The following is a 25,963-nucleotide window of genomic DNA, read 5'->3' on the forward strand; positions in this document are numbered from 1 at the left end:
AGTTGTTGAGACTGAAAATTTGAAACTTTTTTAATTTAAGTAAACAAGTTTTTTAGACAACAAATAATAAACATAAACAGTAAAAATGCAACTACTCGACGGAAAAAAAACATCGGAAGATATTAAGAATGAAATTGCTGCCAAAGTAAAGACAATGAAAGAAAATGGGGAAAAAGTGCCTCATTTGGCTGCAGTAATTGTAGGAACGGATGGAGCAAGTTTAACTTATGTGGGAAGCAAAGTGCGTTCATGTGAACAAATTGGTTTCGAATCTACTTTAGTAAGTTTGCCTGCTGAAATTACCGAAGAGGAATTGCTTGCTAAGATTAAAGAATTGAACGAAGATGATAATTTGGATGGTTATATTGTTCAATTACCTTTGCCAAAACACATCGACGAGCAAAAAATATTGATGGCTATTGATCCTGATAAAGATGTAGATGGTTTTCATCCAGCTAATTTTGGAAAAATGGCTTTGGATATGGAAACATTCTTGCCAGCGACTCCATTCGGGATTATGGAATTGTTAGAGCGCTACAAAGTGGAAACTGCAGGTAAACACACTGTAGTTATTGGGCGTAGTCATATTGTGGGAAGACCTATGAGTATTTTGATGAGCCGTAAAGGATATCCTGGTGATTCAACGGTAACGCTTACACATAGCAGAACCAAAAATATTGAAGAGTACACTAAAAATGCCGACATCATCATCACTGCTCTTGGTGTTCCAAATTACCTAAAAGCTGATATGGTGAAAGATGGAGTAGTTGTAATTGACGTGGGAATCACAAGAGTTCAAGATGCTTCACATCCAAAAGGATATGTAATTACAGGTGATGTTGATTTTGACGGCGTAAGCAAAAAATCGTCTTTCATCACTCCGGTCCCAGGAGGAGTAGGGCCAATGACTATTGCAATGTTGTTGAAAAACACACTTTTGGCAAGAGAAATCAGAAGCAGAAATAAATAAAATTGTTTTAGACAACTTCCCCCTATAACCTCAAATGAAAGTTTGAGGTTTTTTTTGCTTAAGACTTTATTAAATATCCATTCCTTCCTGATATTTTTAAAATATAAAGGATATTTTTGCAAAACTTAAAAAGAACAACTCAATGGACGATTATTATTCGGAAATATTGAAAGAATAAAGCACTTGAAAAACTTTCAAGATGCTATAATTTAACCTATGGAATTTTGAAATGAAGGCTTTTTACAAAAACAATAACGGATTAATCGAGTCTAAAGAGTGGACTCCAAACTGCTGGATAAATATTGAATGTCCAACAGAAGACGAAAAAAAATACCTCTTAGAAGAATTACAAATCCCTGAAGAATTCTACAATGATATTGAAGATATTGATGAAAGACCCCGTATAGAAGTAGAGAATGGCTGGACTTTGATTATTATTAGGATTCCAGTAAGTTCAGATAATGTAAAACTGCCTTTTAACACAATTCCTGTTGGTGTTATTTTTAAGGAAGAAATTTGTGTTACCATTAGTTTTCATAAAACGGAAATGTTGACGGATTTTGTAATTTACACTCAGCGAAAAAATAAAGACATCAAAGATAATTTTGATTTGGTTTTAAAATTGCTCTTATCATCAAGCGTTTGGTATTTGAAATACTTGAAACAGGTTAATCAAAAGATAAAATTGGCCGAAGATAATTTGGAAGAATCCATCAAAAATGAAGAATTACAAGCCTTGTTGCAAATAGAAAAATGTTTGGTTTTTTTTATGACTTCCTTGAAAGGCAATGATATATTACTCCATCGAATCAAGAATGTCAAATCCCAAAGAGATTCTTATGATCCTGAATTGTTGGAAGATGTAGAGATTGAGTTGCGTCAAGCGCAAGAAACAACTAATATTTATAGCGACATTTTAACAGGAATGATGGATGCTTATGCCTCGGTTATTTCTAATAATTTGAATGCGATTATGAAACAAATGACTTCTATTTCCATTATTTTGATGATTCCTACAGTAATTGCCAGTTTGTATGGGATGAATGTGCCAAATAACTTAGAAAACAATAATTACGGTATGCCAATTATTATACTTGTTTCAGTTTTGCTTTCTATGTTTGGTGTTTTTTTATTTAAAAGAAGAAGATGGTTTTGATACAAAGAAAAAGCCGTTTCAATCAATTGAAACGGCTTTTTTAGTTTAATAATCTCTTCTCTTCTTAAATCGGGGATCATCCTTTTTGATGAATTCAGTTCTTCTTTTTTGAGGTTCTGGTTTTGGCAAACTTGCTTCCTCGGTTTTGCTGGAAGGCTCGATTAATTGGTTAAGTTCTTTAATTTCGGCATCCGTTAAATCACGATAGCGCCCTACAGGAACGTCCAGTGAAATATTGATAATTCGGATGCGTTTCAGAGCGGTAACTTCATAGCCTAAATACTCGCACATTCTACGGATTTGGCGGTTTAAACCTTGTGTCAGAATGATTTTAAAGATGTATTTACTAATTTGCTCTACTTTACATTTTCGGGTTACAGTGTCTAGAATTGGTACGCCATTGCCCATTCGCTCAATGAAACGGTCGGTTATGGGTTTGTTCACCGTTACGGTGTATTCTTTTTCGTGATTGTTTCTGGCACGCAATATTTTGTTAACGATATCGCCATCATTGGTCATGAAAATTAATCCTTCACTGGCTTTGTCCAAACGGCCGATAGGGAAAATACGTTTGGGATAATTGATGTAATCCACAATATTATTGCGGACTTCCAGATTGGTGGTGCATTCTATTCCTACAGGTTTGTAGAAAGCAAGATATATAGGTTTTTCGGTTTTCTCACGAATTAGTTTTCCGTCAATACGCACTTCGTCATCCGGTGCTACTTTTGTTCCCAGTTCCGGGACTGCACCGTTGATGGTTACTCGGCCTTCTTCTATGAATTTGTCGGCTTCACGGCGGGAACAATAACCCGTTTCGGCTATGAATTTATTGAGGCGTTTTAGATTTTCTTCCATACTGCAAAAATAGTCTTTTTTATCAAGTATAAGTTTCTGAGTTTCTAAGATTCTAAGTCGTTAAGATTTTTTGTTACAAATTCTTAAAGACTTAGAGTTTTAAAGACTTACTGAAAAATAGCTATTGTGTCCCATTTAACCCCGATTACTTCCTACCGTCTGGACACAAATATTTTATATTAAAAATGGCACGCAGATAACGCGGATTAGACAGATTATCGCTGATTTTTTGGTTGCATATTAAAAATATTATTTGTAAAACTTATGTTTTTTTCAATACATTTTTTTAAAAACAACAAATTTATCTGTGTAAATCCGTTCAATCCGCGTCATCTGTGGCCTATAAAAAGATGTGTCCAGACGGTAGGATAGAAGTGACATCCTTTTTCTTTTTTCTTTAAAAAGGAAAAGATAAAGCGGATAGCGGGACCCATGTTTACAAAAATGCCTATTCTTTTGCTTCAAATAAAAATTGATAGATTTCCTGATATAGTTTGTCGTCGTGCATTGAGTGGCCTAAATCGTTGGTGGTGATAAAGTGACTTTTTTTCCAGCCGTTTGCGATTTTTTGGCCTTCCTGGAAGGCGACTACTGTGTCGCTTTTATCGTGGGCGATTATTCCGTCGATTTTAATGTGTTTGGCAAATGTACCGCCTGAGAAATCTTCGAGCTTGAAATTGAAATTTTCTAAATAACGCTTTTCCAAAAGATGAAACATTTTACGGTTGAGGCTCAGCATTTGGATGTAATTGTCGAGAAGCGTTTTCAAATCGGAGGGAGCACCGAGGATTACCATTTTTTCAATGCTAGTTTCCGGGTGTAAGTATTGGTGATAAATACAGGCTGAACCACCAATGGAATGGCCGATGATAATGCTTGGATTGTATTTTTTTACCGCTTTGTTGATGAATTCGGCGTAGCGTGGTACATTGAATTCTTCGCCACTGCTTTGTCCGTGAGCCGGGGCATCTATGGCGATGATGGTACTTCCGGATTTTTGAAGGTAGGGAAGGGTTTTCTCCCATCGTGCCGAATTGCTTTCCCAACCGTGAACCAAAAGAATTTTGGTGTCATTTCCTGTCCATGTGTAGGTTTGGAAATGGTGTTCGTTGTGATGGAACGTTTCTTTTATGGTGTCCTTAAGGATTTCGGGAAGTTTGTTGTGTGAAATTTTACCTGTTCTTGGATTTGTAAAAAGGGCATACGATAATTGGAGTGCTTTTTTTGGATGCACTAAATGGAGTAGGTTGATGTACTGCCCAACAATTTTAACTGTCAGGAACCGAATGCTTTTTTTAAAATCCAAAATGATGGGGTATATAAAAAAAGCCTCGAAATTCGAGGCTTAATTATTTTTAGAATGTTGAAAACAAATGTTCCATTTTCTCTCTTTCTTCTTGAGCCAGAACGGTGTCGACTAAAATTCTTCCAGAGTGTTCATCGATTAGGATTTTCTTTCTCGATGCGATTTCCACTTGTGTTTGTGGTGGAATCGTGAAGAATGACCCAGCTGATGCACCTCTTTCGATGGAAACAACTGCAAGTCCGTTGCGTACACTGCTTCTAATTCTTTTGTAAGCAGCCAAAAGACGATCTTCGATTAATGCTTCAAATTCTGCTGATTTCTCAGTTAAGAAAGTCTCTTCTTTTTGAGTTTCGGCCATGATAGCATCCAATTCTGACTTTTTATGTTTTAAGTGAGCTGATTTAGCTTCCAATTTTTCTTTAGAAGTAGCAATTAATTCTTTTTTGTGCTCTATAGAAGCTTTCATCTCACGGATTTGCTTTTCGGCTAACTGAATTTCCAATTCCTGAAACTCTACTTCTTTTGTTAAAGAGTTGAATTCGCGGTTATTACGAACGCTTTCTTGTTGTTTAGTGTATTTTTTGACAGCTTCTTTATGTTCGTCAATTGCATTCTTTTTTTCTTTGATTAGGTTTTCGATTACTTCGAGTTCCCCTTTCAATTTCTCTGAACGAGTGCTTAAACCTGCAACTTCATCTTCAAGATCTTCAACCTCTAAAGGAAGTTCTCCTCTAACGTTTCTGATTTCGTCAATTCTAGAGTCAATTAACTGTAAATCGTAAATTGCTCTTAACTTGTCCTCAACACTTAATTCTTTCGTATTCGCCATATTCTATAAGTACTTAACTGGATTTGTATTTTCTTCCGATAAAATGATTGCAAAATTAGGAATTTTTTTTCTAAGATAATCAACAATATACTCTTTTGTATAGCGCTCACTTTCAAAATGTCCGATATCAGCCAATAAAAGCTTGTTTTCGGCTTCGTAATATTGATGGTATTTCAAATCGGAGGTCAAATAAGCGTCGGCTCCGGCCTGAATTGCATTTTTAATGGCAAAACTTCCTGAACCGCCCAAAACTGCTACTTTTTTTATTTTTTTTCCTGTATAGGCAGAGTGACGAATACCGCTAGCCTGCATTTTATCTTTAGTAAAAGCAAGGAATTCTTTCTCATCCATGGCTTCTTCAAGCTCACCAATCATTCCCAAACCAATATGGTTAAAAGTATTCTTCATATTGTAGATTTCGGTAGCAACTTCTTCATAAATATGATTTTCTCTTAGTGCTTTTATGATTTTTGCTTCCAAATGTTTGGCGTAAACCACTTCAATTTTAACTTCGGTTCCTCTAGACATTACTCCTCTTTCGCCAATTGTCGGTTCGCTTTTCTCGTTACCTTGGTAGGTGAAAGTTCCCTCGGAATTAAAACTGCATTTGTCATAATTTCCTATGCTTCCTGCTCCGGCTTCGAATAAGGCATTTCGAACTTTTTCGGAATTGTCTCTGATGGTATAGGTAACCAGTTTTCGAATATTGTTTTGTTTTGGGATTAAAATCTGAGTTTTTATGAGTCCTAAAGCATCACAAAATAATTTGTTTACGCCTTCCGGATGGTTGTCAAGTGCGGTGTGCACAGCATAAATGGCAATGTCATTTTTAATTGCTTTGAGAAGGGCACGTTCTACATAATTTTGCCCTGTTATTTTTTTAATTCCATTGAATAGAATTGGGTGGAAACAAACAACCAAATTGCATTTTTTGGTAATGGCTTCATCAATTACGTTTTCTAAGGCATCGTGGCAAACCAAAATTCCGGTCGCTTTTGCATTTTCATCCCCTATTATTAAACCTACGTTGTCAAAATCTTCGGCATATGCCAATGGAGCCATTTCTTCAAGAACAGAAAGGATTTCTTTTATTGTACTCATTTTTTAATCTTTTCAGGATATTTGTTAGCTGTGTTTTTTGTTAATGTAATAACGTAAATTGATTGAAAATTATTTGTAAAGTCACCGTTTGTTTATTTTTTAATAATTTCCGTTCAAAGATAAAATATTATACTTTCGTAAAATGAATTTACTGCGAAAAATATTGTTCCCATTTGCTATTTTATATGGCTTTATTACCAGCATTCGTAATTTTCTTTTTGATGTGGGAATCCTAAAATCTTATTCTTTTGATTTACCTGTTATAACCGTCGGTAACCTTAGTGTTGGTGGGACGGGAAAGACGCCTCAGATTGAATATTTAATTCGGTTGCTTTCGGATAAATACAAAGTGGCGACATTGAGCAGAGGGTATAAAAGACAATCTGAAGGTTTTGTTTTGGCAGATTCAAATTCGGATGCATTGCAATTGGGAGACGAACCGTTTCAGTTTTATCAAAAATTCAAAAATATTCAGGTTGCAGTCGATGCCAATCGAAAGAACGGAATCGAACAATTGCTTTCCCAATCGGATTTACCGGAAGTCATTTTGTTGGATGATGCCTATCAGCATAGAAAGGTAAAAGCTGGATTTTATATTATGCTTACTGCGTATGGTGATTTGTTTTGTGATGATTTTATGTTGCCTACCGGGAATTTGAGAGAAAGCAGAAAAGGTGTGCAAAGAGCTAATATTGTAGTTGTTACAAAATGTCCTTCAGACCTATCTTTGGAAGAACAAAATTCGATAAAAAAACAGCTGAATCTTTCTACAAATCAAAGTTTGTTTTTTACCTTTATCGACTATGATGACTCGGTTTTTTCTGATGAAAAAACGATAAAAGTTGAAGAAATAAAAAAGATCGACAGGATACTTTTGGCTGGAATTGCTAAGCCGGAACCCTTTTTTGCGCATTTAAAAAATGGAAATGACGAATGTCTGACTTTTCCAGATCATCATCATTTTAGCGAAAGCGAACTACAGGAAATTAAAGAAAAAGCAGGAAACAAGATTATTGTAACAACCGAAAAAGATTATGTGCGACTGAAAGGAAGTATTTTGAGTGAACAACTTTATTTTTTACCCATAAAAAGTTCGTTTCTTTCAGACGGAGATAATTTTGATAAAAATATATTGAGTTATGTGGGACAAAGTTCAGGAAACCGTTAGTTATATTAAAGAAAAAGTAAATTTCACTCCGGAGTTTGGTGTTATTCTAGGATCGGGATTGGGAGGATTTACCAATGATATTGTGATTGAATACACATTACCATACGAAGAAATTCCTAATTTTCCGGTTTCGACAGTTCAAGGACATAAAGGCGCATTGGTTTTTGGTACTATTGGAAGCAAAAAAGTGGTGGCCATGCAAGGACGTTTTCATTTTTACGAAGGATATTCCATGAAAGAAGTGACTTTTCCGGTGCGTGTGATGAAGTATTTGGGTATTGAAAAATTAATTGTATCGAATGCTTCCGGAGGAGTAAACCCAAAATATAAAGTAGGTTCTATTGTTATTATCAAAGATCATATCAATTTTATGCCTGAACATCCTTTACGAGGAAAAAATGACGAGCGTTTTGGACCAAGGTTTGTGAATATGAGCCAGCCGTATTCGGTTGAAATGATAGGCAAAGTCAAAACAATTGCCCAAGAGTTGGGGATTGAAATTCATGACGGTATTTATTTAGGTTTGCAAGGACCAACATTTGAAACTCTCGCAGAATACAAAATGGTTAAGATTTTGGGTGCTGATTGTGTGGGAATGTCAACAGTTCCAGAGGTAATTGTGGCTCGTCATATGGATTTGGAAACCTTTGGTGTTTCGATTATAACTGATATGGGAGATGAAGAAAGTATATTGTCAATTTCACACGATGAGGTGTTGGAAGCTGCAAAAAGCGCTGAACCCCATTTGCGTAGCCTAATTAGAGAGTTGATCGTAAGAAATTAGGTAATGATTAAATTTTGGGCAATAGTGCTATAAAAATCTTCAGCCACAAATGGTTTCGTAATTACATCAGTCATACCATAGGAAAGTAGCATTTCCCTGTTTTCATTTAATGAAATAGCTGTAAGGGCAAGGATTGGGGTTTTGGTGTCAAATTCCCTGATATGCTGTGTTGCGATCGTTCCGTTGATTCCTAATAGATGAACGTCCATTAGGATCATGTCGAAAGTTTCGTTTTTTACCAGTTGGATGGCGTCTTCACCGTTGTCCAAAATGGTGCATTTCATTGCCTTGTTTACCAACATTTTTTGGGTAATCATTTGGTTGATTTTATTGTCTTCAACAACCAATATTTTTTTGTCCTTAAAAATTTCCGAATCATAATTTTTGGAAACAACTTTATAAGGCATTGGTTTACTGTCAACTTTGAAATTCAATTCAAAGGAAAAAGTTGAGCCTTCTCCAACGGTACTTTTCAATCGTATGTGTCCTCCTAAAATCTTAACCAGTTTTTTCACAATGGTTAATCCTAAACCCGTACCTCCAAATTTTCGGTTAATTTCTACTGATCCTTGCGAAAAACTTTCGAAGACTGTTTTTAATTTGTCTTTGGGAATGCCAATGCCAGTATCGATAATTTGAAAATAGATGGTAGCGGTATCATTTTGATAATTTCTCAATCGTGCGATTACACTAACAGTGCCGTTATTGGTAAATTTTAATGCATTATTGATTAAATTCATGAAAATTTGAGACAACTTTGTTGGATCCCCTATTAAGTTTTCAGGAATGGCAGGATCTATTTTGAGGACAAATTTGTTGTTGTTTATCGTAGCAATTTCTTTGAGAGAGTTTTGGATATCTCCTAATAATTGTTTGAGGTTTAGGTTTATATATTCAATTTCTACCTTGTTTGACTCGATTTTGTTTATTTCTAAAATGTCATTGATAAAGTTGGTGAGGTAGTTGCCCGAAAATTTTAATGAGGACAAATAATGCATCTGTGATTTTTTTGGTTTTTCTTCCAATAATAAATGCGTAATTCCATTGATAGCGTTCAACGGTGTTCGAAGTTCGTGGCTTACGGTGGAAAGAAAATCAGCTCTGGCTTTAGACGCTTCTTCTGCTTTGTTTTTGGCAGCAATTAATTCGTTGTTTTTTTCTCTTAACAACGTATTGATTTGATTGCGGATGATATTGTTTTTGTAAAGAGATAAACTCAAAAGCGACAAAATTGATATGATTGCAATTGCTAAAATACTGATGAGTTTAGAGAATTTATCGGCTTTTTCTTTTTCCTTATTTTCTTTTTCGAGCAATAATTCTTCTTGTTTTCGTTGGGATTGCTTGAAGATTTCATAGTCGTTAATGCCTAATTTTTCTTCATTGGCAAGAACGATACTTTCTTTTACATTCAAATGTTTTTTTAAGTAAGTATAGGCATTGGATTTGTCCAGTAATTTGTCATAAACGGTGCTTAAGGCTAATAAGATATTAGACTTTTGATTTAGGTTTTTTGCCTTTCTATTTAATTCTAAAGCTCGGTTAAAGTAATTTAAAGCTAGATTGTATCTTTTGTTAGAAACTTCAATTATTCCAATTTGATAAAAGGCTTCGGCTTTTGAATTGGTTAAAACATCACTGTTGGGTTCTGAAATAATGGCGTTGAATTGGTTTGAGGCCAAGTCTTTATTACCTTTTATTTTCGAAAGGATTCCTTTCTGTAATTTAATTAAATCCGCCTCGTCCTTGATTTTTAGCTTTTGCTTAATTTTTTCGGCTTTGAGGATGCATGTTTCGGCAAGGGAATAGTTTTTTTTCTCTGTGCAGGATAAACTTAAATAGTAATAGGCATTGGCTACTTTATTGTTTGGGGCTTTCGAAATGTTTTCGAATAATTTAATGCTTTTGCTTAATAATTCGATTGCATCATTGTGTAGGTTCAGGTCAAAATAGATTTTTCCTAAGTTGTAAGTCTGAATAGCTTCGGCTTCAAGATTTTTTGTTTTTTTACTATAATCAATTGATTTTTGAATGTATGATAAGGCCTTTTTATAATTATTGTTTTTGATATTCTCGGTTGCTGATTTGGAATAATAAGTAACGCTGTCTACTTTTTGGTCTATTTGAGAATAGAGTAGTGAATGAAAAAAAACAGTAAATAATAAAAAGTATTTCATGATAGGGACCTTTTTTTATTATTGTTTAGTAACAAAATCAGATCTATGAGCCTGGAGGAATAACCAATTTCGTTGTCGTACCAACCTACCACTTTTACCATTTTATCGATCACAGAAGTAAGTTGTGAATCAAATATACATGAATTTTTATTGCCAATTACATCAACGGACACAATAGGATCTTCTGTGTACTCTAAAATTCCTTTCAGATTGGTTTGAGAGGCTAATTTAAAGGCGTTGTTGATTTCTTGAATAGTCACTGTTTTTTTTACATTAAAAGTGATATCAGTTAAGGAACCATCCGGAACAGGTACTCTAATTCCACAGCCTCCCATTTTACTTTCCAGAGAAGTAAAAATTTTAGTCAATGCTTTTGCAGCACCAGTAGTTGTAGGTACAATTGATTGACTGGCACCTCTTGCTCTTCGTAAATCTTTATGAGGTTGATCGTGTAAGCTTTGGTCAGTTGTGAAAGAGTGGATGGTGGTGATGTAGGCTTGTTCAATTCCGCAAAGCTCTTCAATAACTTTAATCATTGGCGCAGCGTTATTGGTTGTACAACTAGCATTGGATACAATGGTTTCTGTCCCGTCAAGAATAGATTCATTAACTCCCAAAACAACTGTTTTGATAGTATCTACTTCAGATGGAGCAGACAAAATCACTCTTTTGGCACCAGCCAAAACATGGGCATTTATCCTTGTATCAAAAGTTTTGAATTTACCAGTCGATTCTACAACAAAATCAATATCAATGCTTTTCCAGTCGAGGTTTGGAATGCTTCTTTCGTGAAAGAACAAAAAGTGCTTTCCGTCAACAATAATTCCTTTTTCATCGTGGCTTACCGCAAAAGGCAAAACACCGTGAATAGTGTCGTATTTTACCAAATGAGCCATTGTTTTTTTATCAGCAATGTCATTTATGGCGACTACTTCTATGGAAGGGTGGTTCAAAAGTAAGCGAAATAAATTTCGTCCGATTCTTCCGAAACCGTTAATGGCAATTCTTGTTTTCAAGTTAAATTTGTTTAATGGGCTAATCGGTTAAACGATTAACCGATTAAACAATTTATAAAATATGCTTTTGAGCTTTGTAAGAAGAACGAACTAATGCGCCACTTTCTACATGACGGAAACCTAATTCTAAACCGAATGTCTCATATTTCTTGAACTGATCCGGAGTTATGAATTCTTTTACAGGGAGGTGTTTTTTACTTGGTTGTAAATATTGACCAATGGTAACAATATCTACATTGGCAGCACGTAAATCACGCATGGTTTGAAAAACTTCTTCTTCTTGTTCACCAAGCCCTAACATAATTCCCGATTTAGTTCGGTTGATGCCTTTCTCTTTCAAATATCTCAAAACTTCAAGGCTTCGGTCATATTTGGCTTGAATACGAACTTCACGCGTCAATCTTCGAACAGTTTCCATATTATGCGAAACTACTTCTGGGTTTGCCTCTACAATACGATCGATATTTCTTTCGATTCCTTGAAAATCTGGAATAAGAGTTTCTAAGGTTGTGTTTGGGTTCATTCTGCGGATGGCTTTTACAGTTTCTCCCCAAATAATTGAACCGCCGTCTTTCAAGTCATCCCTGTCCACACTGGTGATTACAGCATGTTTGATGTTCATTATTTTTATTGAGCGAGCTACTTTTTCAGGTTCGTCCCAGTCTACCGTTTCTGGTCTTCCGGTTTTTACGCCACAAAAACCGCAGGAACGTGTACAAGTGTTTCCAAGAATCATGAATGTAGCTGTTCCTTCTCCCCAGCATTCACCCATGTTTGGGCAGCTTCCGGAAGTACAAATAGTATTGAGGCTGTATTTATCTACTAAACCACGAAGTTCAGTGTATTTTTGTCCAATTGGTAGTTTTACCTTTAGCCATTTTGGTTTAGCTATGCTCGATTCGGCGTTGCCTCGGGTTCCAACAGGTAATGTATTATCTAAAGCAGTTTCCATATTTCAATTTTCTGAGTACAAAGATAAGGAATGTAGTTTTAGAATTTGAACTCACTATTTATGAATTTTGATCAAAGCTGTTTGATTGTCAGTCAAATTTTTGATTTTCGTAGGATTAAAAGGGATTTTGTAAATGCCTAATTTATGGTTTTGTAGGTTTTGCTTTTAAAAGTTAAAACTAAAATGGATTAAGTTTTTTTAGATTGTTGTATATTTGCCCTTCAAATAATTAAAAATAGAGATGAATACAAAATCATTATTATTAGGAATTTTTGTGACTTTTGCTGGGTTTTCAGCTGCTCAGGCACAAATTAATTTGGGAGAAAGAGCACTGGGAGCTGTTCAAAAAGGAATAACTGGGTTTACTTTTAGCGATGCTGATGCAGCGGCTTTGTCTAAAGCGGCAGTTGATAAAATGGATGCTGAAAATAAAGTTGCAGGACCAACAGATCCTTATGCAATTCGTTTAGCCAGAGTTTTTGGGAAATATACTAAGGGAGATAATTATACCTTAAATTATAAAGTATATTTGACTAAAGATGTTAATGCTTTTGCAACTGCGGATGGTAGTGTGCGTGTTTTTTCTGGTTTGATGGATATAATGGATGATAATGAATTAATTGCGGTGATTGGTCACGAAATTGGTCACGTGAATAATCATGATTCAAGAGATGCGATGAAAGCTGCCTACCAAAAAGAAGCTTTAATCGATGCCGCAGCTTCACAATCTAATAAAGTAGCTGCTGTTACCGATAGTCAATTGGCTAAAATTGGAAGCGCCATGATTGACAGCAAATATAGCCGAAAACAAGAATCAGAAGCGGATTTGTTTGCTTATGAATTCATGAAAAAAAATGGATACGATGTAAATGCAGAGGAATCTGCTTTTAGAACATTGGCTAAAATGAGTCAAAGTGAGGAAAGTTCATTTATTGACAAAATGATGAGTTCTCACCCAGATTCTAATTTGAGAGCTGATACCGCTAAAGCAAGAGCTGAGAAAGATGGTGTCTATAAAACTTATACTAAAAAGCCGATCGTGAATGGAGCTCTTCCTGTAAAGAAAACAACAACAAAGACCACTACGACTAAAAAGAAAACTACTACAAAGAAGTAATTTGTAGTTAGAGATAATAAAAAAGCAGAAAGCCGAACTTTTTAAGTCCGGCTTTTTGCTTTTTTTATCTTAATATTTAATTTGGCTGAATAGTAATTGGCAGATTGTAAGCAGTTCGAACTGCTTTGCCATCAATCATACCCGGAGACCATTTTGTTTTTAAAGATTTTAAAACTCGAATAGCTTCTCTTCCCAATCCATAACCAGGGTCTTTCAAAACTCGGATATCGGTCATGCTTCCATCTTTTTCAACTACAAATGCAACAGTTATACGAACAGCATTTTCGCTGTCTAGTTCAGGTTTTTCAAAATTAGTACCAACATAGGAATAAAATTTATTGATTCCTCCTGGGAATTCAGGTAGTTTATCCAATACCGCACTCGATACAACAGCATTGTCAGGGATGCCAGGGGTGCTTACTTCTGTGCCTGATCCCGCTCCAGATGATGTGCCAACTCCTGAACCCGATGCTTCAGTTGTTCCTGTGCTGGAAAGAGGTTTGAGGTCTGCATTGGGAGTAACGTCCATAGGAGTCGCATCAGTTGAAGTTACTACTTGCGGGTTGATGAGTTGTTGACTCGTAATGGGTTCGTTCGTAATTGGTTCTTTAATTCGGGGTATAGCAGCTTCTTCAGGTCCAGCTGGAGGAGGAGTATAGGGATTGACATTCACAATAGTAGCCGGTGCTAATTCCGGGATAATTGTCGGGATGGTATGGTCCGGATTCAGGTGATTATAAATCACAGGGACACTAATGGCTCCTGCTAAAAGTAATACTCCTGTTAAGAGAGCAAATAAGGATGTTTTGGCGTTTTCCTGACGTAAATTATACGCTCCGTATTCTTTGTTTCTGTCTTCGAATACAAGATTGGTCCAGCTGGTTTCGTAGATGTTTAATTTAGACATGATTTATGGATTTAATGGTTAAGTAAAAATTAAATCATAAGCAGTATTATGGTTTGGTTTCTAAAAAAAATAACAAAAACTTTTATGAACGAATGATTGATTCTTAACTTAATTGTTAAAAGTTAAGGATATGTATAAATGTAAGAAATGTTTTTAAGCAAAACAATATTATTTTAGGAAATTTTTTTATGTTTTTGTTGTTTGTTAGATTATAAAAAAAGCAACCAGATCGATAGCGAACGGGCGAAGCAAATGTTGGCTTTTATTCCCGATTACTTCGTCAGTTCGCTATCGCTCGTGTGAAACGTAAATCCTTATAAGCCGTCTCTTCCCCAAAAAAAAACGAGGGGCTTGTAAACCTGAACTCGATTAATAATTTAGGCTGAAAATATTATAGAAAAAGGTAAAATTTAGTATATTTAAATCTCTGACAATTAAATATTTAACTAAACTCTACCTTGTGATTTGTTTCGATAAAATTACAGATATTTTTTCTATTGTTGATGAATTTTGTAAAGATTTTGAGAAAACCACACAGCCTTTTCTGCTAGGAAAACCTTCCAAACGTCCTTCGATTATGTCAAAATCAGAAGTAATTACAATTTATTTACTTTTTCATTTGAGTGGTTTTCGTTGTTTCAAGCATTATTACATTTTTTATGTCCAAAAGCATATGCAAAATGAATTTCCTAATACAGTTTCTTATAATCGCTTTTTAGAACTGATGCAAAGTGTTCTTTTGCCAATGACAATTTTTGCCAAAACCTGTTGTTTAGGCAATTGTACAGGTATTTCATTTGTAGACTCAACACCAATAAGAGTTTGTAAAAACAAACGAATCAGTAGAAATAAAGTTTTTAAAGATATTGCCACTACAGGAAAATCTACAATGGGTTGGTTTCATGGGTTTAAGCTCCATATTATCATTAATGACAAAGGAGAATTGTTAAGCTTTGCTGTAACTCAAGCCAACGTAGATGATAGAGAGCCACTGAAAAATGAGGGCTTTTTGAATGCTATTTTCGGAAAACTATTTGGTGATAAAGGATATATAAGCGAAAAACTCTCCCAATTATTATTTGTTGATGGAGTTCAATTAATTACAAGCATTCGCAATAATATGAAAAATAGTTTGATGGAAATGAGTGATAAAATCTTACTCCGTAAACGCTCAATAATAGAAACGGTTAACGATGAACTTAAAAATATTTGCCAAGTTGAACACTCTAGGCATCGCTCATTTATCAACTTTTTGTCAAATCTTATCGCTGGAATAATTGCTTATAATTTTCTGCCTAAAAAACCTTCTTTGAAATACGAAACGGTTAAAACTAACCAATTAGCAGTATTTTATTAATCGAGTTTAGGTTAATAGCTTTGGTTACGTGGGTACAAATTAAAAGTAGAGTAAAATCTACAAAAAAAAGTATAAATAGCTACATTTTTTTAACAAGTGTTATTTTATATTTGTTTGAAATTTAAAAAAAAATCTTATGAAAAAAAAATCTATTTTTTGTTAGTGCCACAATGTTTGTACTAGCTTCTTGTTCAAATAATGATGACAATAATCCGTCTAAAGAACCTTCAGTTTTGGTAAAAAAAAGTAACAACACAGATTGAACTGTTTCTTATGATGAAGTTAGAGGAATTTTTTTGACTGGAGTTGAAGAAAATATGGTACTGCGGGAAAATTTACTTTTAAAGATGGCAATCTAATAAAAGATGAAAGTACTGATAATGGCGGTTCTTCAAGAACAGTCGTTTATGAATATGATACTAAAAATAATCCTTATAAAAATGTTACAGGTATGAATCTATTATTAGAAGAGGATGTATCATCTGTTAATAATTTGATTAAGTCAACAGATATATCAGGATCTGACTGTAATATATATAACTACTTATGTTTATAAATGTGTTAGGCACAAGATGTTCACAAACATAACGGAAAAGGTGGAAGTCGAAAAACCTGAAAAAGAGTGGACAAAATTATATACATATTTTTTATGAAAAATGAAGAAGTAATGAACAATTTTTCAAAAGAGGAAATGTTAAAAGGACTTTCTATTGAAGAACTTCAAGAAAGAAAAGAATTCTCTGCACCACCAGACACTTGTTGGTGTGACCCAACTCCTCCTTGTTGTTTTGGTTATCCTATGTAATCAATGGTCTTAATTTAAAGAGGCAGAAATGCCTCTTTATAATACTGAAATATTAGATATGTATTCTGAAATTCAAATTATCCCGACAGACGAAGAAAATAAATATTTATTTATCAAAGATAACAACCTAATTTATGGGGGATTTATTGTAAAAGATATTGTTGAATTATTAAAAGACCATATTTCAAATAAAAACATATCTATAATACTTTCGGAAAAATATAATACGACTATCGAAATTGAAACTATTAATAATCTAATTGATTTACAGCTAAATAAGTTGTTAATAAATCCAAAGAAAAAAAGAAGTTTAAGAAAGATATTAAAAGTAAAATTAAGTTCAGAAATTTATTATCCAAATTTCATATTTGAGCTTTTTAAAATTGACTTTTTTTACATTTTATTATGCTTAACATTTGTTGCTAATGTAATATTTTACTTTACCATTTCTAAAAAGTGCGACCTTACGCTGAAACAACAAATGTTAGCATACATACTACTGTTTGTCATATTAATTTTTCACGAATTTGGACATATTATTAGTGCTAAATATCATAACACAAAGGTAAAAGAAATTGGCATCGGAATATACAGAATAGTACCTGTTTTGTACGTAAATTTAGATGAAATTTGGAAATTGGACAAAACCAAAAGAATTTTAATTAATCTTTCAGGGATATATTTTCAATCGATAATAGGTTTCATTTTATTAATTATATTTTCAGTTTCTGATTTGAAGATTTTTGGTTATTTATTTAATATTAATTTTGCAGTTTTAATCTTAAACTTAAATCCTTTTTTTCAATTTGATGGGTATTGGGTATTAACTGATTTAATAAAAGCAAAGAATTTAAACCAAGTATCAAATACTTTTCTTAAAAATATTTTTAAAAAAAATAACACTCCAACATTTATAAAAATATATAGTATTTTAAAAGTCATTTTAATTATTTATATAGCGTATCATTTGTTTAAACAAATTCTAACGTATGTCTCTTAAAAACAAAAAAAAAATAAACGTAAAGAAGTATTTAATCTCAAAAAAAAAGATTTTAATCTACAAAGTTATTATTTTGCGTTATTTAGTGCTAATATCAATAAATTTCTGTCTCATATAAAAAAAAGTAACTATAAAGAATTGTTTTTTGAAACAATTTATTGTCAACATTGCTCTGCTTTGGAGCAAAATAGTAAAGAATATCTTAAAAATTCTAAAATCATAAACAATACAAAATTTAAAATTATAAATGGAGAAATATCCGAAAATATCATATTTGCTACTTTTCATTTAGGATCATATAGGACAATAATTTCATACCTTTATGAGTGTGGATTCAAAGTCGCATTAATAATTGATGATAGTGTATTTACCAGCCAATTAGATGCTTTTAAAGAGACAGTAACAAATATTTTAAAAGGTAAAATTAATTCCGACTTAATAATATTAAATGTAAAAGAAAGGACATCTATAATTAAATTAAAACAATTAGTTGAAAACGGATATGTAATGGCTGTTTATTTAGATGGAAATTCAGGAATTAATGTTGAAGCTCAAAATTTTTCAAAAAATTTTATTCCAATTAATTTTTTAAATCAGCAGATTAATGTAAAATATGGAGTTGGTAAATTAGCATCAATCTTAAATGCAAAGATTATTCCAATATTATCTTATCGGGTAAACGAGAATGAAGAATATAACAATACAATTGAAATTTTTAAAGAAATTTCAATTTCTGACTTTGAAAATAAAGAAGATTTTGAAAAAAAATCAATAGAATATTGTTACTCACTATTGGAAGAAAAATTATTAAAATACCCTACCCAATGGGAATGTTGGGGTTATATCCATAAATGGTTTAACCGTGATATTGAAATTTCATTTAGCGAGCCATCAAAAAATATTACAAAATTTAACTCCGATCGATATAATTTATTTGAAGTGAATGATTCTAACTTCTTATTTGATTTATTTTCGTATAAATCTTATCCAATCTCAAATGAGCTATTTAAATTAATAGAAAAACAAAATTTTGATAAAATTGAGAATAATTTATTATTAGAATTAAATCAGAAAAACATTCTTATATAATCATATCAATAATTTATACTTTATGAAAAATTCAATTCGATTATTTTTAATATTACTTTTTCCAATAATCACTTTTTCGCAAGAAAAAATATTTAGCGGAATAATAATTGATAGCTTGAAAAATCCTATTAAATATGTAAACATTGGAATACTAAATAAGCCAGTCGGAACAGTTACAAACGATAAAGGAGAATTTACTTTTTCATCAAAAAATGTAATAGAGTTAGATACACTGAAAATTTCTTGTATGGGATTTAAGTCTAAAGAAATTATTGTTAAAGACTTATCTAATATCACAGAAAAAATTAAAATTTCACTTGATAATTATATCGAAAATCTTGATGAAGTGGTTGTGAATAAAACTAATTTAAGAACATATAGTGATGGAAAACAAAGAACAGAAACAAAACATGAGGTAATCTTTGCAAATCCAAATTACGAAAACATAAATTTAGGGACAGAAATAGGAAGAAAATTTTCACTAGGCACAAAAAAGCCAAGCTTTTTAACAGAATTTAAGTTTTTCATAAAAGACAATAATTTTGAAATGGTTAAATTTAGAATTAATTGCTATACTATAAAAAATAATAGACCTGATAAAAAAATTAATAAATCAAATATTATACTTCAAGTCAATAAAAAATTAACTGACTGGGTTAATGTAGATTTATCAGCATTTAATATTTTAGTTCAAGATGATATTGTTATAACTGTTGAATGGATTGAACATTCAAATGATGGAAACAAATTAAATCTTCCAATAATAATTCCTTCATTCGGTTCAACCCATTATTATAAATTTGGAAGTCAAGCAAATTGGCAAAAATATGGGAATATTTCTTCCTCAATGGTTTTAACTTACAAACAGTAATTCGTTGTAAATAAGTATTCTGTGGATAACCGTCGTTTGGTAATATGGCGGGATTTGGCTTAATTTGAAGTTGGTTTTGTACTTGGAAAATTAGTCATTAACCGAAAGATTAGGCTTTCTTATTCCGCCACATCGCCAAGCGATCAAACGTTATTGAACTAAAAAAGGAGTCATCATTGTAACTAAACTGGGAAAAATTAAACTTATACCAAAGCCATTAATTCCATACCCATTGGTTCCCATCCAAACAAATCCATTTTCATTCTGATGAATAGTCAATATCCAGATTCGACTAACATTATCCTTATCTATTTTAAGGATTACCTGATTGCTCAGACTGTTTTCGTTATCTAATTCGCTCGTGTGTAGTGGAAAGCTGAATGTTTACAAAAAGGCTACATGTTTTCACTTCAAAAAATAATAATTGAAGTCGGTTTTCTGGGATAAAAGTATTTTTGCTGAAATAGAATTACCTTTTGTTTTGGATGATTTCAGAAAGTAATTTTTTGGCACGAAGTAATTTTATTTTTACGTTGCTCAGAGGCTCGTCTATTTTATTGGCAATTTCCTGATAACTCATTTCCTGGAAATAGCGCAACTGGATTACTTCCTGATAATGTGGTTTCAATTCTTTGATGTACTGTAATAATTGAGAAAGGTTTTGCTCGGTAATCAATACATCTTCTGCTGTAGGGGTTGTATCGGCTACATTGTAAGCTGTTTGATCTTCTTCGTCGGTTATTTCGATAAATAGACTTGCTTTTTTCTTGCGGATTAAATCGATATGCACGTTCTTGGCAATAGAAATCAGCCAAGTGTTGAATTGGTACTCCGGATTGTACGAGGCTATTTTGTCAAATGCTTTCGAAAAAGTTTCGATAGTAATGTCTTCGGCAATGGTTTCGTTTTCGGTTCTTTTCAGCATGAAGCCGTACACTTCATTCCAATAATAATCCAATAGAAAGGTAAAGGCAATTTGGTTTCCTTTTTTTGCTTTTTCTATTTGTTTATTTATTTCCAATGCGCAGGTTTTGAAAAGATGTTTGTTATAAAGACATTAATTTGAGTGAATATAAGTATAATTTCTATAATAGGGTACCAATAGATCACATCTTTTTCTTTTAATTTTCCTGCAGCAAATCCGGTTACAATCCAAGTTGCCAAATATCGAAAGCCAATAAGGCTTACTACCAAAATCCATTGGAATTGAAAAGACAGTAATGCAATTGGTAATAATAGGAATAATAACTGGGAACTAAAGAAAAGTCCTAATTGTATTTTGTCAAATGTTTTATAATGTGTAGCGGTGGCAACATGTCTTCTTTTTTGTATAAACCAATCAGAATAAGTAGTCTTTGGAGCCGAATAAGTAAAGCTTTCAGGAACATAACTAATAGTGGTGTTGCTAGAATCGGCAGCTTGATTGATAAATAAATCATCATCCCCGGAACGAATCTGGATATGGTCGATAAAACCGTTTACTTTGAAAAATTCTTCTTTTTTGTAAGCCAAATTACGTCCTACACCCATATAAGGTTTGCCAATTTTTGCCCACGAAAAATATTGGATAGCGGTAAGCAACGTCTCAAAACGGATTATTTTATTCAAAAAAGAATTGGCTATTTTTTCATAAGCACCGTAGCCCAAAACAATAGTTCTTTGTTTTGTAAATCGGGAACTCATCGCAGTGATCCAGTCTTTTGACGTTGGGTAGCAATCTGCATCTGTAAATAAAAGGTATTCTTTTTTGGCGGCTTTAATTCCTAATGTTAAAGCGTATTTTTTGTTTCCCCAAAATGCTTCGTTGTTTTTTACTTTTACCAAACGAATATTGGGGTATTGTTTTTCGAATTCTTCAAAAATATCTAAGGTGTTATCTCTTGAAGCATCGTCAATCAGGACGATTTCAAAATCGGGATAATTTTGCTCGGCTAATAAAGGAATATATTTTACGACGTTTTCTTCTTCGTTTTTGGCGCAAACTATAACTGAAATAGGAATGTTTTTTGGCTCAATTTCTTGTGATCTGGCAAAAGAAAATTTTGTAAAAACAACTAGATAATAAAAAAGTTGAATAACAACAATTGCAATAAAAAAATAGAGAGTAAAGTTCAGCATCTTATATTTTTTGGCTTTTTAAAAACGATTGCAAATGTAATTAGCAATTGTGAATTTTCAATGTAAATAAGTGATTACTTTTTTTATTTGGCTGCTTCTTTTGCAGTAGTCTGGGTTAAAGGTTTTTTTGAGGGGACTTTTGATTTTCGGTTTGCTTTAAGTCCAGAATACATATTTATGTCGCTTTAGAGTGTCTTTTGAAAACAAATGGCGTCTAGTCGGTTTACGTATTTACCATAGTTTGGTATTTTTGTATAGTTTGCTTTCAGGTAAAAGGAACAGGCTTCTTTGTTTTTTACTCTTGTTTCCAAAACCAGTTTTTCATAATTCAACTCTCTTGCTTTTGTTTCCAAAAAGGATAAAATGGATTGTCCAATATTTTTCCCCGGATATTTGGTAAACATTCGTTTTACTTCTCCTGTTTTTGGTGAGAGTGGTCTTATTGCCCCGCATCCCACAATTTCAGTGTTTAATTCTGCTATAATAAATACATATCTGGGATTGTCGTATTCCCAATCTGTAAATGAGTTTTTACCGTCGCTTCCAAATCGTTCATAAAGATTTTGCGATAGCTCTTCTGTTATTGCGTAAGCTTCTGGAGCGTTTGGATCTGAAATTTTTATAGTGAGCATTGCTTTGGAGCTAAATTATATTCACTTCGGCCTCAATATGAATGCCAAAGGTTTCAAAAACAGTTTCCTGCACTTTTTTGGAAACATCCAAAATTTCCTGTCCTGTTGCGCCTCCGTAGTTTACTAAAACCAAAGCTTGATTTTTGTGAATTCCGGCATCGCCAAAACGTTTTCCTTTCAAACCGGCATGTTCTATTAGCCAGCCGGCAGGAACTTTGACTTCGGTTTTTGAAATATCGAAGAATCTCATTTCGGGGAAATTTTGATGGATTTTCTCGAAATCGGTTTTTAAAAGTATTGGGTTTTTGAAAAAACTACCGCTGTTTCCTAATTCGGCAGGATCAGGTAATTTGCTTTTTCTGATGGCAATTACGGCATTGCTCACGTCTTTTAGACTAGGAGTTGTAATGTTGTTTTTGGCCAATTCGGCGAGAATGTCCCCGTATGAAGTATTTATTTTATGGTTCTGTTTCGTCAGTTTGAAAACTACGGAAGTGATGATGTATTGGTCTTTTACTTCGTGTTTAAAGATGCTTTCTCTGTATCCAAAGTTGCATTCCTCTCTTGTAAAAGTTCTCATTTCTTGAGTTTCAATATTCATGGCTTCGCAGGAAACAAAAGTGTCTTTGATTTCGGCTCCATAAGCGCCAATGTTTTGTACAGGTGTCGTGCCAACATTCCCCGGAATTAAGGACATGTTTTCTAATCCACCGAAATTTTGCTCGATGTTCCAAAGCACAAATTGATGCCAGTTTTCGCCTGCTTGTCCTTCAACCCAAACAAAATCATCATCTTCTTTCAGTATTTTTTTCCCTTTTAAATCAATGTGGATTACAAGAGCTTCAATATCTTTTGTCAAAAGCATGTTGCTACCCCCGCCAAGAATGAATTTTTTTTGGCTTTTGTTTTGTTCCAAAACGCTTTTCAATTCGGCTAGACTGTGAACGGCGATAAATTTTTCGGCTTTGGCTTCGATACCAAAAGTATTGTAATTTTTTAAAGAAAAATGATGCAAAATCTCCATAAGGAATTGTGATTAATGAGTGGTGTTTGGCTTTGAAATTATTCTGATAACGCTCTGTCGATAAAACTGTTGAACGGTTTTAAAACAATCATTTTTTCGGCTATTATCGATACAAAATCTTTTTGGGTTGCCAGTTTGGTGTCAAATTTTTGAATAGCGGTAAAGCTTTTTAGTTTCAAAAATTCAATGGCTGGATCTTCTTTGTCGTAGCCTTTAGGAGGATTTTTTAGGGTCGAATTTTCGTCCCTGGTTAAATTTTGATAAGTAGATTTGAATTTTTGGTCATTTAGGATTTCCGTTAAATCATCATAGAAAAAGTGAATTTCTTTTCTGATTTTTTGAAGTTGATCTGGTTGTGGACAGTATAATCCGCCGCCGACAAAACAGTTTCCGTTTTCGATATGAAGATAATAACCTGGAGCTTCTATATGTTTCGAGCCAGGAGAAATCCAAATCCCCAAATTTGTTTTATAGGGCGATTTGTCTTTAGAAAATCGAACGTCACGATTGATTCTGAAAACACAATTTTTGATTTCTAACATTTCCAATGATGAATCGAGAGGCTTCATTGCATCAAGCAAAGAGCCAACCAACTGGTGGTAGTCTTTCTTTACGGCTTCGTAACGTTTTTTGTTTTCGAGAAACCAATCACGATTGTTGTTGGCTTTTAAATCGTCGAGGAACTGTAGTGTATCTTTTGTAAGCATAGACCAATTAGAGTAATTGTTTTTTTATATCTTCTTCGCTAGTAAATCCTGATTTTTGCCATTTTATTGTTTTGTTTTTATACAATAATAAAGTTGGAAGTTCACTGATTTTCAATTCCTGCATGATTGTTTTGTTTTCATCGGCATTCAATCGGACGATGACTACTTTATCGCTCATTTCTTTTTGCATTTTTAGAATGTAAGGTTCCATTTTTTTGCATGGAGCACACCAAGGAGCGTAAAAGCTAATCAGTACTTCTTTGTCAGTATTCAGTAATTCGGCATATTCCTGACTACATATACCAATTATTTTGGTGTCTGGTTTAGCCAAGCCCGCTGCTTCCCATTTCAGCATACCTCCATCGAGATTGTAGATAGTCTTAAAGCCCAATTCGGCTAATTTATCGGCTGCTTTGGCACTTCTCCCACCGCTTTTGCAATACACAAAAACTGGTTTTGTTTTGTCGTATTTATCGGTTCTTAAAACAAAGCTGTTGCTGAGCCAATTTACATTGTCTGAGTTTTCGATATGTCCCGTAGCATATTCCTCGGGAGTTCGAACATCAAGGATTTGGGCATTTGGAGTCGCTTTTATTTTCTCTGAATAGGAGGAAGCGTCAATAGTTTTAATAGCTGGCGAAGTTTGTCCGGTGCAGGAAAATGCAATAAAGCAAACGATAAATAAATATAAGTTGTTAATTTTCATTGGGACGTAAGTATTATAATGTGTAAAATTAATCAATTTTTGTCTTTTCGAATCTTTAAGGAATCTTAAATTACAAATTGAAAATCGTATAGCTCTGGTGAGTTGATTTTACAATTGTTTCTGTTCTTTCGGGATGTGTATCCGATATAAAAAGCTGTCCAAAGATGTCGTTGTTGACCATTTCGATGATTTTAGAAACTCGGTTTTCGTCTAATTTGTCGAAAATATCATCAAAAAGCAAAATAGGTTTTACACCACTTTGTTTTTTTAGGAATTCGAACTGCGCAAGTTTTAATGCTATTAAAAATGATTTTTGTTGTCCTTGGGAACCAAATTTTTTAATTGGGTAATTGTCGATTTCAAAAGAAAGATCATCTTTGTGGATTCCCATGCTGGTATATTGCAGGATGCGGTCTTTGTTGATGCTTTGTTGTAAAAGCGTCAATAAATCATTTTCGAATAAATGGCTTTCATAAATCAATTGTACGGATTCTTGTGAGCCCGTAATATTGTGATGGTGAAAGTTAAAAACAGGGATGAACTCAGCCACGAAAGCTTTTCTTTTTTCGAAAATGGATTGCCCGAAATCGGTTAGTTGCTCATTATATATGGATAAGGTGTCATTGTCATAAGTCTGGTTCAGGGCAAAATACTTTAGCAAGGCATTGCGCTGGCTCATCACTTTTTGGTACTGGATAAGTTGATGCAAATAGTTTGGATCCAATTGCGAGATCACGCTGTCCATGAATTTTCTTCGGGTTTCGCTGCCTTCCACGATTAAATCCCTGTCGGCAGGGGAGATAATTACAAGCGGAATGAATCCGATGTGGTCAGAGAATTTATCGTAGGCTTTTCCGTTGCGTTTCAGGACTTTTTTTTGACCTTTTTTGAGACTGCACACGATTTGCTCTGTTCTTTCATTTTTTTCGAACTCGGCGTCAATTACGAAAAATTCTTCTCCGTGTTTGATATTTTGTACAGCGAGCGGATTGAAATAACTTTTTCCATAAGACAAATGATAGATGGCATCCAAGATATTTGTTTTTCCGATGCCGTTTTTGCCAACGAAACAATTGATCTTGCTGTCAAATTCGAAATTGGCTTCGGAAAAGTTTTTGTAATTGAATAAGGATATTTTCTTTAAATACATCTCGATGTCTTACTGGAATTGTTGGCTTTGAGGTCTTTTTTTTAGTGTTTTCAAAGCGGGTGCAAATTATTGAAAAATATCGAGATAAAAGAGGTCAATCTGCGTTTTCGTTTTTTTGAATCTAGCACAATTCAGATTGCTGAGTTTTTCTTCAAGAGTTATT

Annotated in this window: 25 protein-coding genes; 10 read left to right on the forward strand and 15 right to left on the reverse strand. The window is 33.5% G+C overall.

The window, feature by feature from the left end; genetic code table 11:
- Positions 1-85 precede the first annotated feature (85 nt).
- Complete coding sequence (locus OZP12_RS06170; protein ID WP_281228171.1) at positions 86-970, forward strand: bifunctional 5,10-methylenetetrahydrofolate dehydrogenase/5,10-methenyltetrahydrofolate cyclohydrolase; 885 nt, start codon at positions 86-88, stop codon at positions 968-970.
- 229 nt (positions 971-1,199) lie between these two features.
- On the forward strand, positions 1,200-2,126 hold the full coding sequence (locus OZP12_RS06175) for a magnesium transporter CorA family protein (protein ID WP_281228172.1): 927 nt from the start codon (positions 1,200-1,202) through the stop codon (positions 2,124-2,126).
- Positions 2,127-2,171: 45 nt separating this feature from the next.
- Here OZP12_RS06175 and rluF read toward each other — a convergent pair whose 3' ends face one another.
- The 4 genes from rluF to OZP12_RS06195 all read right to left on the reverse strand — a co-directional run bounded on the left by rluF (position 2,172) and on the right by OZP12_RS06195 (position 6,220).
- Entirely contained in the window at positions 2,172-2,984 is an 813-nt protein-coding gene (gene rluF / locus OZP12_RS06180; protein ID WP_281228173.1) for a 23S rRNA pseudouridine(2604) synthase RluF, read from the reverse strand.
- A gap of 448 nt (positions 2,985-3,432) precedes the next feature.
- Positions 3,433-4,290, reverse strand: a complete 858-nt coding sequence (locus OZP12_RS06185; protein ID WP_281228174.1) for an alpha/beta fold hydrolase — start codon at positions 4,288-4,290, stop codon at positions 3,433-3,435.
- A gap of 49 nt (positions 4,291-4,339) precedes the next feature.
- Complete coding sequence (locus OZP12_RS06190) at positions 4,340-5,119, reverse strand: zinc ribbon domain-containing protein (RefSeq protein WP_281228175.1); 780 nt, start codon at positions 5,117-5,119, stop codon at positions 4,340-4,342.
- A gap of 3 nt (positions 5,120-5,122) precedes the next feature.
- Positions 5,123-6,220, reverse strand: coding sequence for a Nif3-like dinuclear metal center hexameric protein (locus OZP12_RS06195; protein ID WP_281228176.1), 1,098 nt, complete (start codon positions 6,218-6,220; stop codon positions 5,123-5,125).
- A 142-nt stretch (positions 6,221-6,362) separates the two neighbouring features.
- On the opposite strand from OZP12_RS06195, the gene lpxK reads away from it, so the two are divergent.
- Complete coding sequence (lpxK, locus tag OZP12_RS06200; protein WP_281228178.1) at positions 6,363-7,388, forward strand: tetraacyldisaccharide 4'-kinase; 1,026 nt, start codon at positions 6,363-6,365, stop codon at positions 7,386-7,388.
- Positions 7,360-8,172: a purine-nucleoside phosphorylase gene (locus OZP12_RS06205; protein ID WP_281228179.1), complete on the forward strand. Its 813-nt coding sequence runs from the start codon at positions 7,360-7,362 to the stop codon at positions 8,170-8,172. Before lpxK ends, OZP12_RS06205 begins: the two co-directional genes overlap by 29 nt.
- On the opposite strand, the gene OZP12_RS06210 is transcribed toward OZP12_RS06205, so the two are convergent.
- From OZP12_RS06210 to lipA, 3 genes are read right to left on the reverse strand one after another with little or no spacing between them, the layout of a single operon-like run.
- Positions 8,169-10,349, reverse strand: a complete 2,181-nt coding sequence (locus OZP12_RS06210) for a tetratricopeptide repeat-containing hybrid sensor histidine kinase/response regulator (RefSeq protein WP_281228180.1) — start codon at positions 10,347-10,349, stop codon at positions 8,169-8,171. The two genes, OZP12_RS06205 and OZP12_RS06210, sit on opposite strands and share 4 nt — an antisense overlap.
- The gene (gap, locus tag OZP12_RS06215; protein WP_281228181.1) at positions 10,346-11,365 is read right to left on the reverse strand and encodes a type I glyceraldehyde-3-phosphate dehydrogenase; all 1,020 of its coding nucleotides are present in this window, start codon (positions 11,363-11,365) and stop codon (positions 10,346-10,348) included. Before gap ends, OZP12_RS06210 begins: the two co-directional genes overlap by 4 nt.
- Before the next feature lie 52 nt (positions 11,366-11,417).
- Entirely contained in the window at positions 11,418-12,317 is a 900-nt protein-coding gene (gene lipA, locus OZP12_RS06220; RefSeq protein ID WP_281228182.1) for a lipoyl synthase, read from the reverse strand.
- Between the two features lie 241 nt (positions 12,318-12,558).
- On the opposite strand from lipA, the gene OZP12_RS06225 reads away from it, so the two are divergent.
- Positions 12,559-13,434, forward strand: a complete 876-nt coding sequence (locus tag OZP12_RS06225; RefSeq protein ID WP_281228183.1) for a M48 family metalloprotease — start codon at positions 12,559-12,561, stop codon at positions 13,432-13,434.
- 76 nt (positions 13,435-13,510) lie between these two features.
- Here OZP12_RS06225 and OZP12_RS06230 read toward each other — a convergent pair whose 3' ends face one another.
- A complete protein-coding gene (locus tag OZP12_RS06230) occupies positions 13,511-14,341 on the reverse strand; it encodes an energy transducer TonB (protein ID WP_281228184.1) in 831 nt (276 codons plus the stop codon).
- Positions 14,342-14,801: 460 nt separating this feature from the next.
- On the opposite strand from OZP12_RS06230, the gene OZP12_RS06235 reads away from it, so the two are divergent.
- The 5 genes from OZP12_RS06235 to OZP12_RS06255 all read left to right on the forward strand — a co-directional run bounded on the left by OZP12_RS06235 (position 14,802) and on the right by OZP12_RS06255 (position 19,463).
- The gene (locus tag OZP12_RS06235) at positions 14,802-15,698 is read left to right on the forward strand and encodes an IS982 family transposase (RefSeq protein ID WP_432419519.1); all 897 of its coding nucleotides are present in this window, start codon (positions 14,802-14,804) and stop codon (positions 15,696-15,698) included.
- Between the two features lie 649 nt (positions 15,699-16,347).
- Positions 16,348-16,503 carry a hypothetical protein gene (locus tag OZP12_RS06240; RefSeq protein ID WP_281228185.1) on the forward strand — a complete coding sequence of 52 codons (156 nt, stop codon included), beginning with the start codon at positions 16,348-16,350 and terminating at the stop codon, positions 16,501-16,503.
- A 28-nt stretch (positions 16,504-16,531) separates the two neighbouring features.
- A complete protein-coding gene (locus tag OZP12_RS06245) occupies positions 16,532-17,503 on the forward strand; it encodes a M50 family metallopeptidase (protein ID WP_281228186.1) in 972 nt (323 codons plus the stop codon).
- A 177-nt stretch (positions 17,504-17,680) separates the two neighbouring features.
- A complete protein-coding gene (locus OZP12_RS06250) occupies positions 17,681-18,592 on the forward strand; it encodes a lysophospholipid acyltransferase family protein (protein WP_281228187.1) in 912 nt (303 codons plus the stop codon).
- 22 nt (positions 18,593-18,614) lie between these two features.
- Positions 18,615-19,463, forward strand: coding sequence for a carboxypeptidase-like regulatory domain-containing protein (locus OZP12_RS06255; protein ID WP_281228188.1), 849 nt, complete (start codon positions 18,615-18,617; stop codon positions 19,461-19,463).
- A 469-nt stretch (positions 19,464-19,932) separates the two neighbouring features.
- Here the strand turns inward: OZP12_RS06255 and OZP12_RS06260 are convergent, their stop codons facing one another.
- The 7 genes from OZP12_RS06260 to recF all read right to left on the reverse strand — a co-directional run bounded on the left by OZP12_RS06260 (position 19,933) and on the right by recF (position 25,800).
- A complete protein-coding gene (locus tag OZP12_RS06260) occupies positions 19,933-20,484 on the reverse strand; it encodes an RNA polymerase sigma factor (protein ID WP_281228189.1) in 552 nt (183 codons plus the stop codon).
- Entirely contained in the window at positions 20,475-21,581 is a 1,107-nt protein-coding gene (locus tag OZP12_RS06265; protein WP_281228190.1) for a glycosyltransferase, read from the reverse strand. The genes OZP12_RS06260 and OZP12_RS06265 overlap by 10 nt, the downstream gene beginning before the upstream one ends.
- A 185-nt stretch (positions 21,582-21,766) precedes the next feature.
- Entirely contained in the window at positions 21,767-22,213 is a 447-nt protein-coding gene (locus OZP12_RS06270) for a GNAT family N-acetyltransferase (protein WP_281228191.1), read from the reverse strand.
- Between the two features lie 10 nt (positions 22,214-22,223).
- Positions 22,224-23,237 carry a UDP-N-acetylmuramate dehydrogenase gene (gene murB, locus OZP12_RS06275; RefSeq protein WP_281228192.1) on the reverse strand — a complete coding sequence of 338 codons (1,014 nt, stop codon included), beginning with the start codon at positions 23,235-23,237 and terminating at the stop codon, positions 22,224-22,226.
- 38 nt (positions 23,238-23,275) lie between these two features.
- Entirely contained in the window at positions 23,276-23,944 is a 669-nt protein-coding gene (locus tag OZP12_RS06280) for a DUF2461 domain-containing protein (protein WP_281228193.1), read from the reverse strand.
- A gap of 7 nt (positions 23,945-23,951) precedes the next feature.
- Positions 23,952-24,650: a thioredoxin domain-containing protein gene (locus tag OZP12_RS06285; protein ID WP_281228194.1), complete on the reverse strand. Its 699-nt coding sequence runs from the start codon at positions 24,648-24,650 to the stop codon at positions 23,952-23,954.
- A 70-nt stretch (positions 24,651-24,720) separates the two neighbouring features.
- A complete protein-coding gene (gene recF / locus OZP12_RS06290) occupies positions 24,721-25,800 on the reverse strand; it encodes a DNA replication/repair protein RecF (RefSeq protein ID WP_281228195.1) in 1,080 nt (359 codons plus the stop codon).
- Between the last annotated feature and the right edge of the window lie 163 nt (positions 25,801-25,963).

This window comes from Flavobacterium aquiphilum (assembly GCF_027111335.1).
GTDB lineage: Bacteria > Bacteroidota > Bacteroidia > Flavobacteriales > Flavobacteriaceae > Flavobacterium > Flavobacterium aquiphilum.

Coding starts and splice junctions, on each gene's coding strand:
- OZP12_RS06240 (WP_281228185.1), top strand. CDS start 16,348: ATGAAAAATGAAGAAGTAATGAACAATTTTTCAAAAGAGGAAATGTTA.
- OZP12_RS06285 (WP_281228194.1), bottom strand. CDS start 24,650: ATGAAAATTAACAACTTATATTTATTTATCGTTTGCTTTATTGCATTT.
- OZP12_RS06195 (WP_281228176.1), bottom strand. CDS start 6,220: ATGAGTACAATAAAAGAAATCCTTTCTGTTCTTGAAGAAATGGCTCCA.
- OZP12_RS06245 (WP_281228186.1), top strand. CDS start 16,532: ATGCCTCTTTATAATACTGAAATATTAGATATGTATTCTGAAATTCAA.
- OZP12_RS06255 (WP_281228188.1), top strand. CDS start 18,615: ATGAAAAATTCAATTCGATTATTTTTAATATTACTTTTTCCAATAATC.
- OZP12_RS06205 (WP_281228179.1), top strand. CDS start 7,360: ATGTGGGACAAAGTTCAGGAAACCGTTAGTTATATTAAAGAAAAAGTA.
- OZP12_RS06225 (WP_281228183.1), top strand. CDS start 12,559: ATGAATACAAAATCATTATTATTAGGAATTTTTGTGACTTTTGCTGGG.
- recF (WP_281228195.1), bottom strand. CDS start 25,800: ATGTATTTAAAGAAAATATCCTTATTCAATTACAAAAACTTTTCCGAA.
- OZP12_RS06175 (WP_281228172.1), top strand. CDS start 1,200: ATGAAGGCTTTTTACAAAAACAATAACGGATTAATCGAGTCTAAAGAG.
- lipA (WP_281228182.1), bottom strand. CDS start 12,317: ATGGAAACTGCTTTAGATAATACATTACCTGTTGGAACCCGAGGCAAC.
- OZP12_RS06265 (WP_281228190.1), bottom strand. CDS start 21,581: ATGCTGAACTTTACTCTCTATTTTTTTATTGCAATTGTTGTTATTCAA.
- OZP12_RS06270 (WP_281228191.1), bottom strand. CDS start 22,213: ATGCTCACTATAAAAATTTCAGATCCAAACGCTCCAGAAGCTTACGCA.
- rluF (WP_281228173.1), bottom strand. CDS start 2,984: ATGGAAGAAAATCTAAAACGCCTCAATAAATTCATAGCCGAAACGGGT.
- OZP12_RS06210 (WP_281228180.1), bottom strand. CDS start 10,349: ATGAAATACTTTTTATTATTTACTGTTTTTTTTCATTCACTACTCTAT.
- lpxK (WP_281228178.1), top strand. CDS start 6,363: ATGAATTTACTGCGAAAAATATTGTTCCCATTTGCTATTTTATATGGC.
- murB (WP_281228192.1), bottom strand. CDS start 23,237: ATGGAGATTTTGCATCATTTTTCTTTAAAAAATTACAATACTTTTGGT.
- OZP12_RS06170 (WP_281228171.1), top strand. CDS start 86: ATGCAACTACTCGACGGAAAAAAAACATCGGAAGATATTAAGAATGAA.
- OZP12_RS06190 (WP_281228175.1), bottom strand. CDS start 5,119: ATGGCGAATACGAAAGAATTAAGTGTTGAGGACAAGTTAAGAGCAATT.
- OZP12_RS06230 (WP_281228184.1), bottom strand. CDS start 14,341: ATGTCTAAATTAAACATCTACGAAACCAGCTGGACCAATCTTGTATTC.
- OZP12_RS06280 (WP_281228193.1), bottom strand. CDS start 23,944: ATGCTTACAAAAGATACACTACAGTTCCTCGACGATTTAAAAGCCAAC.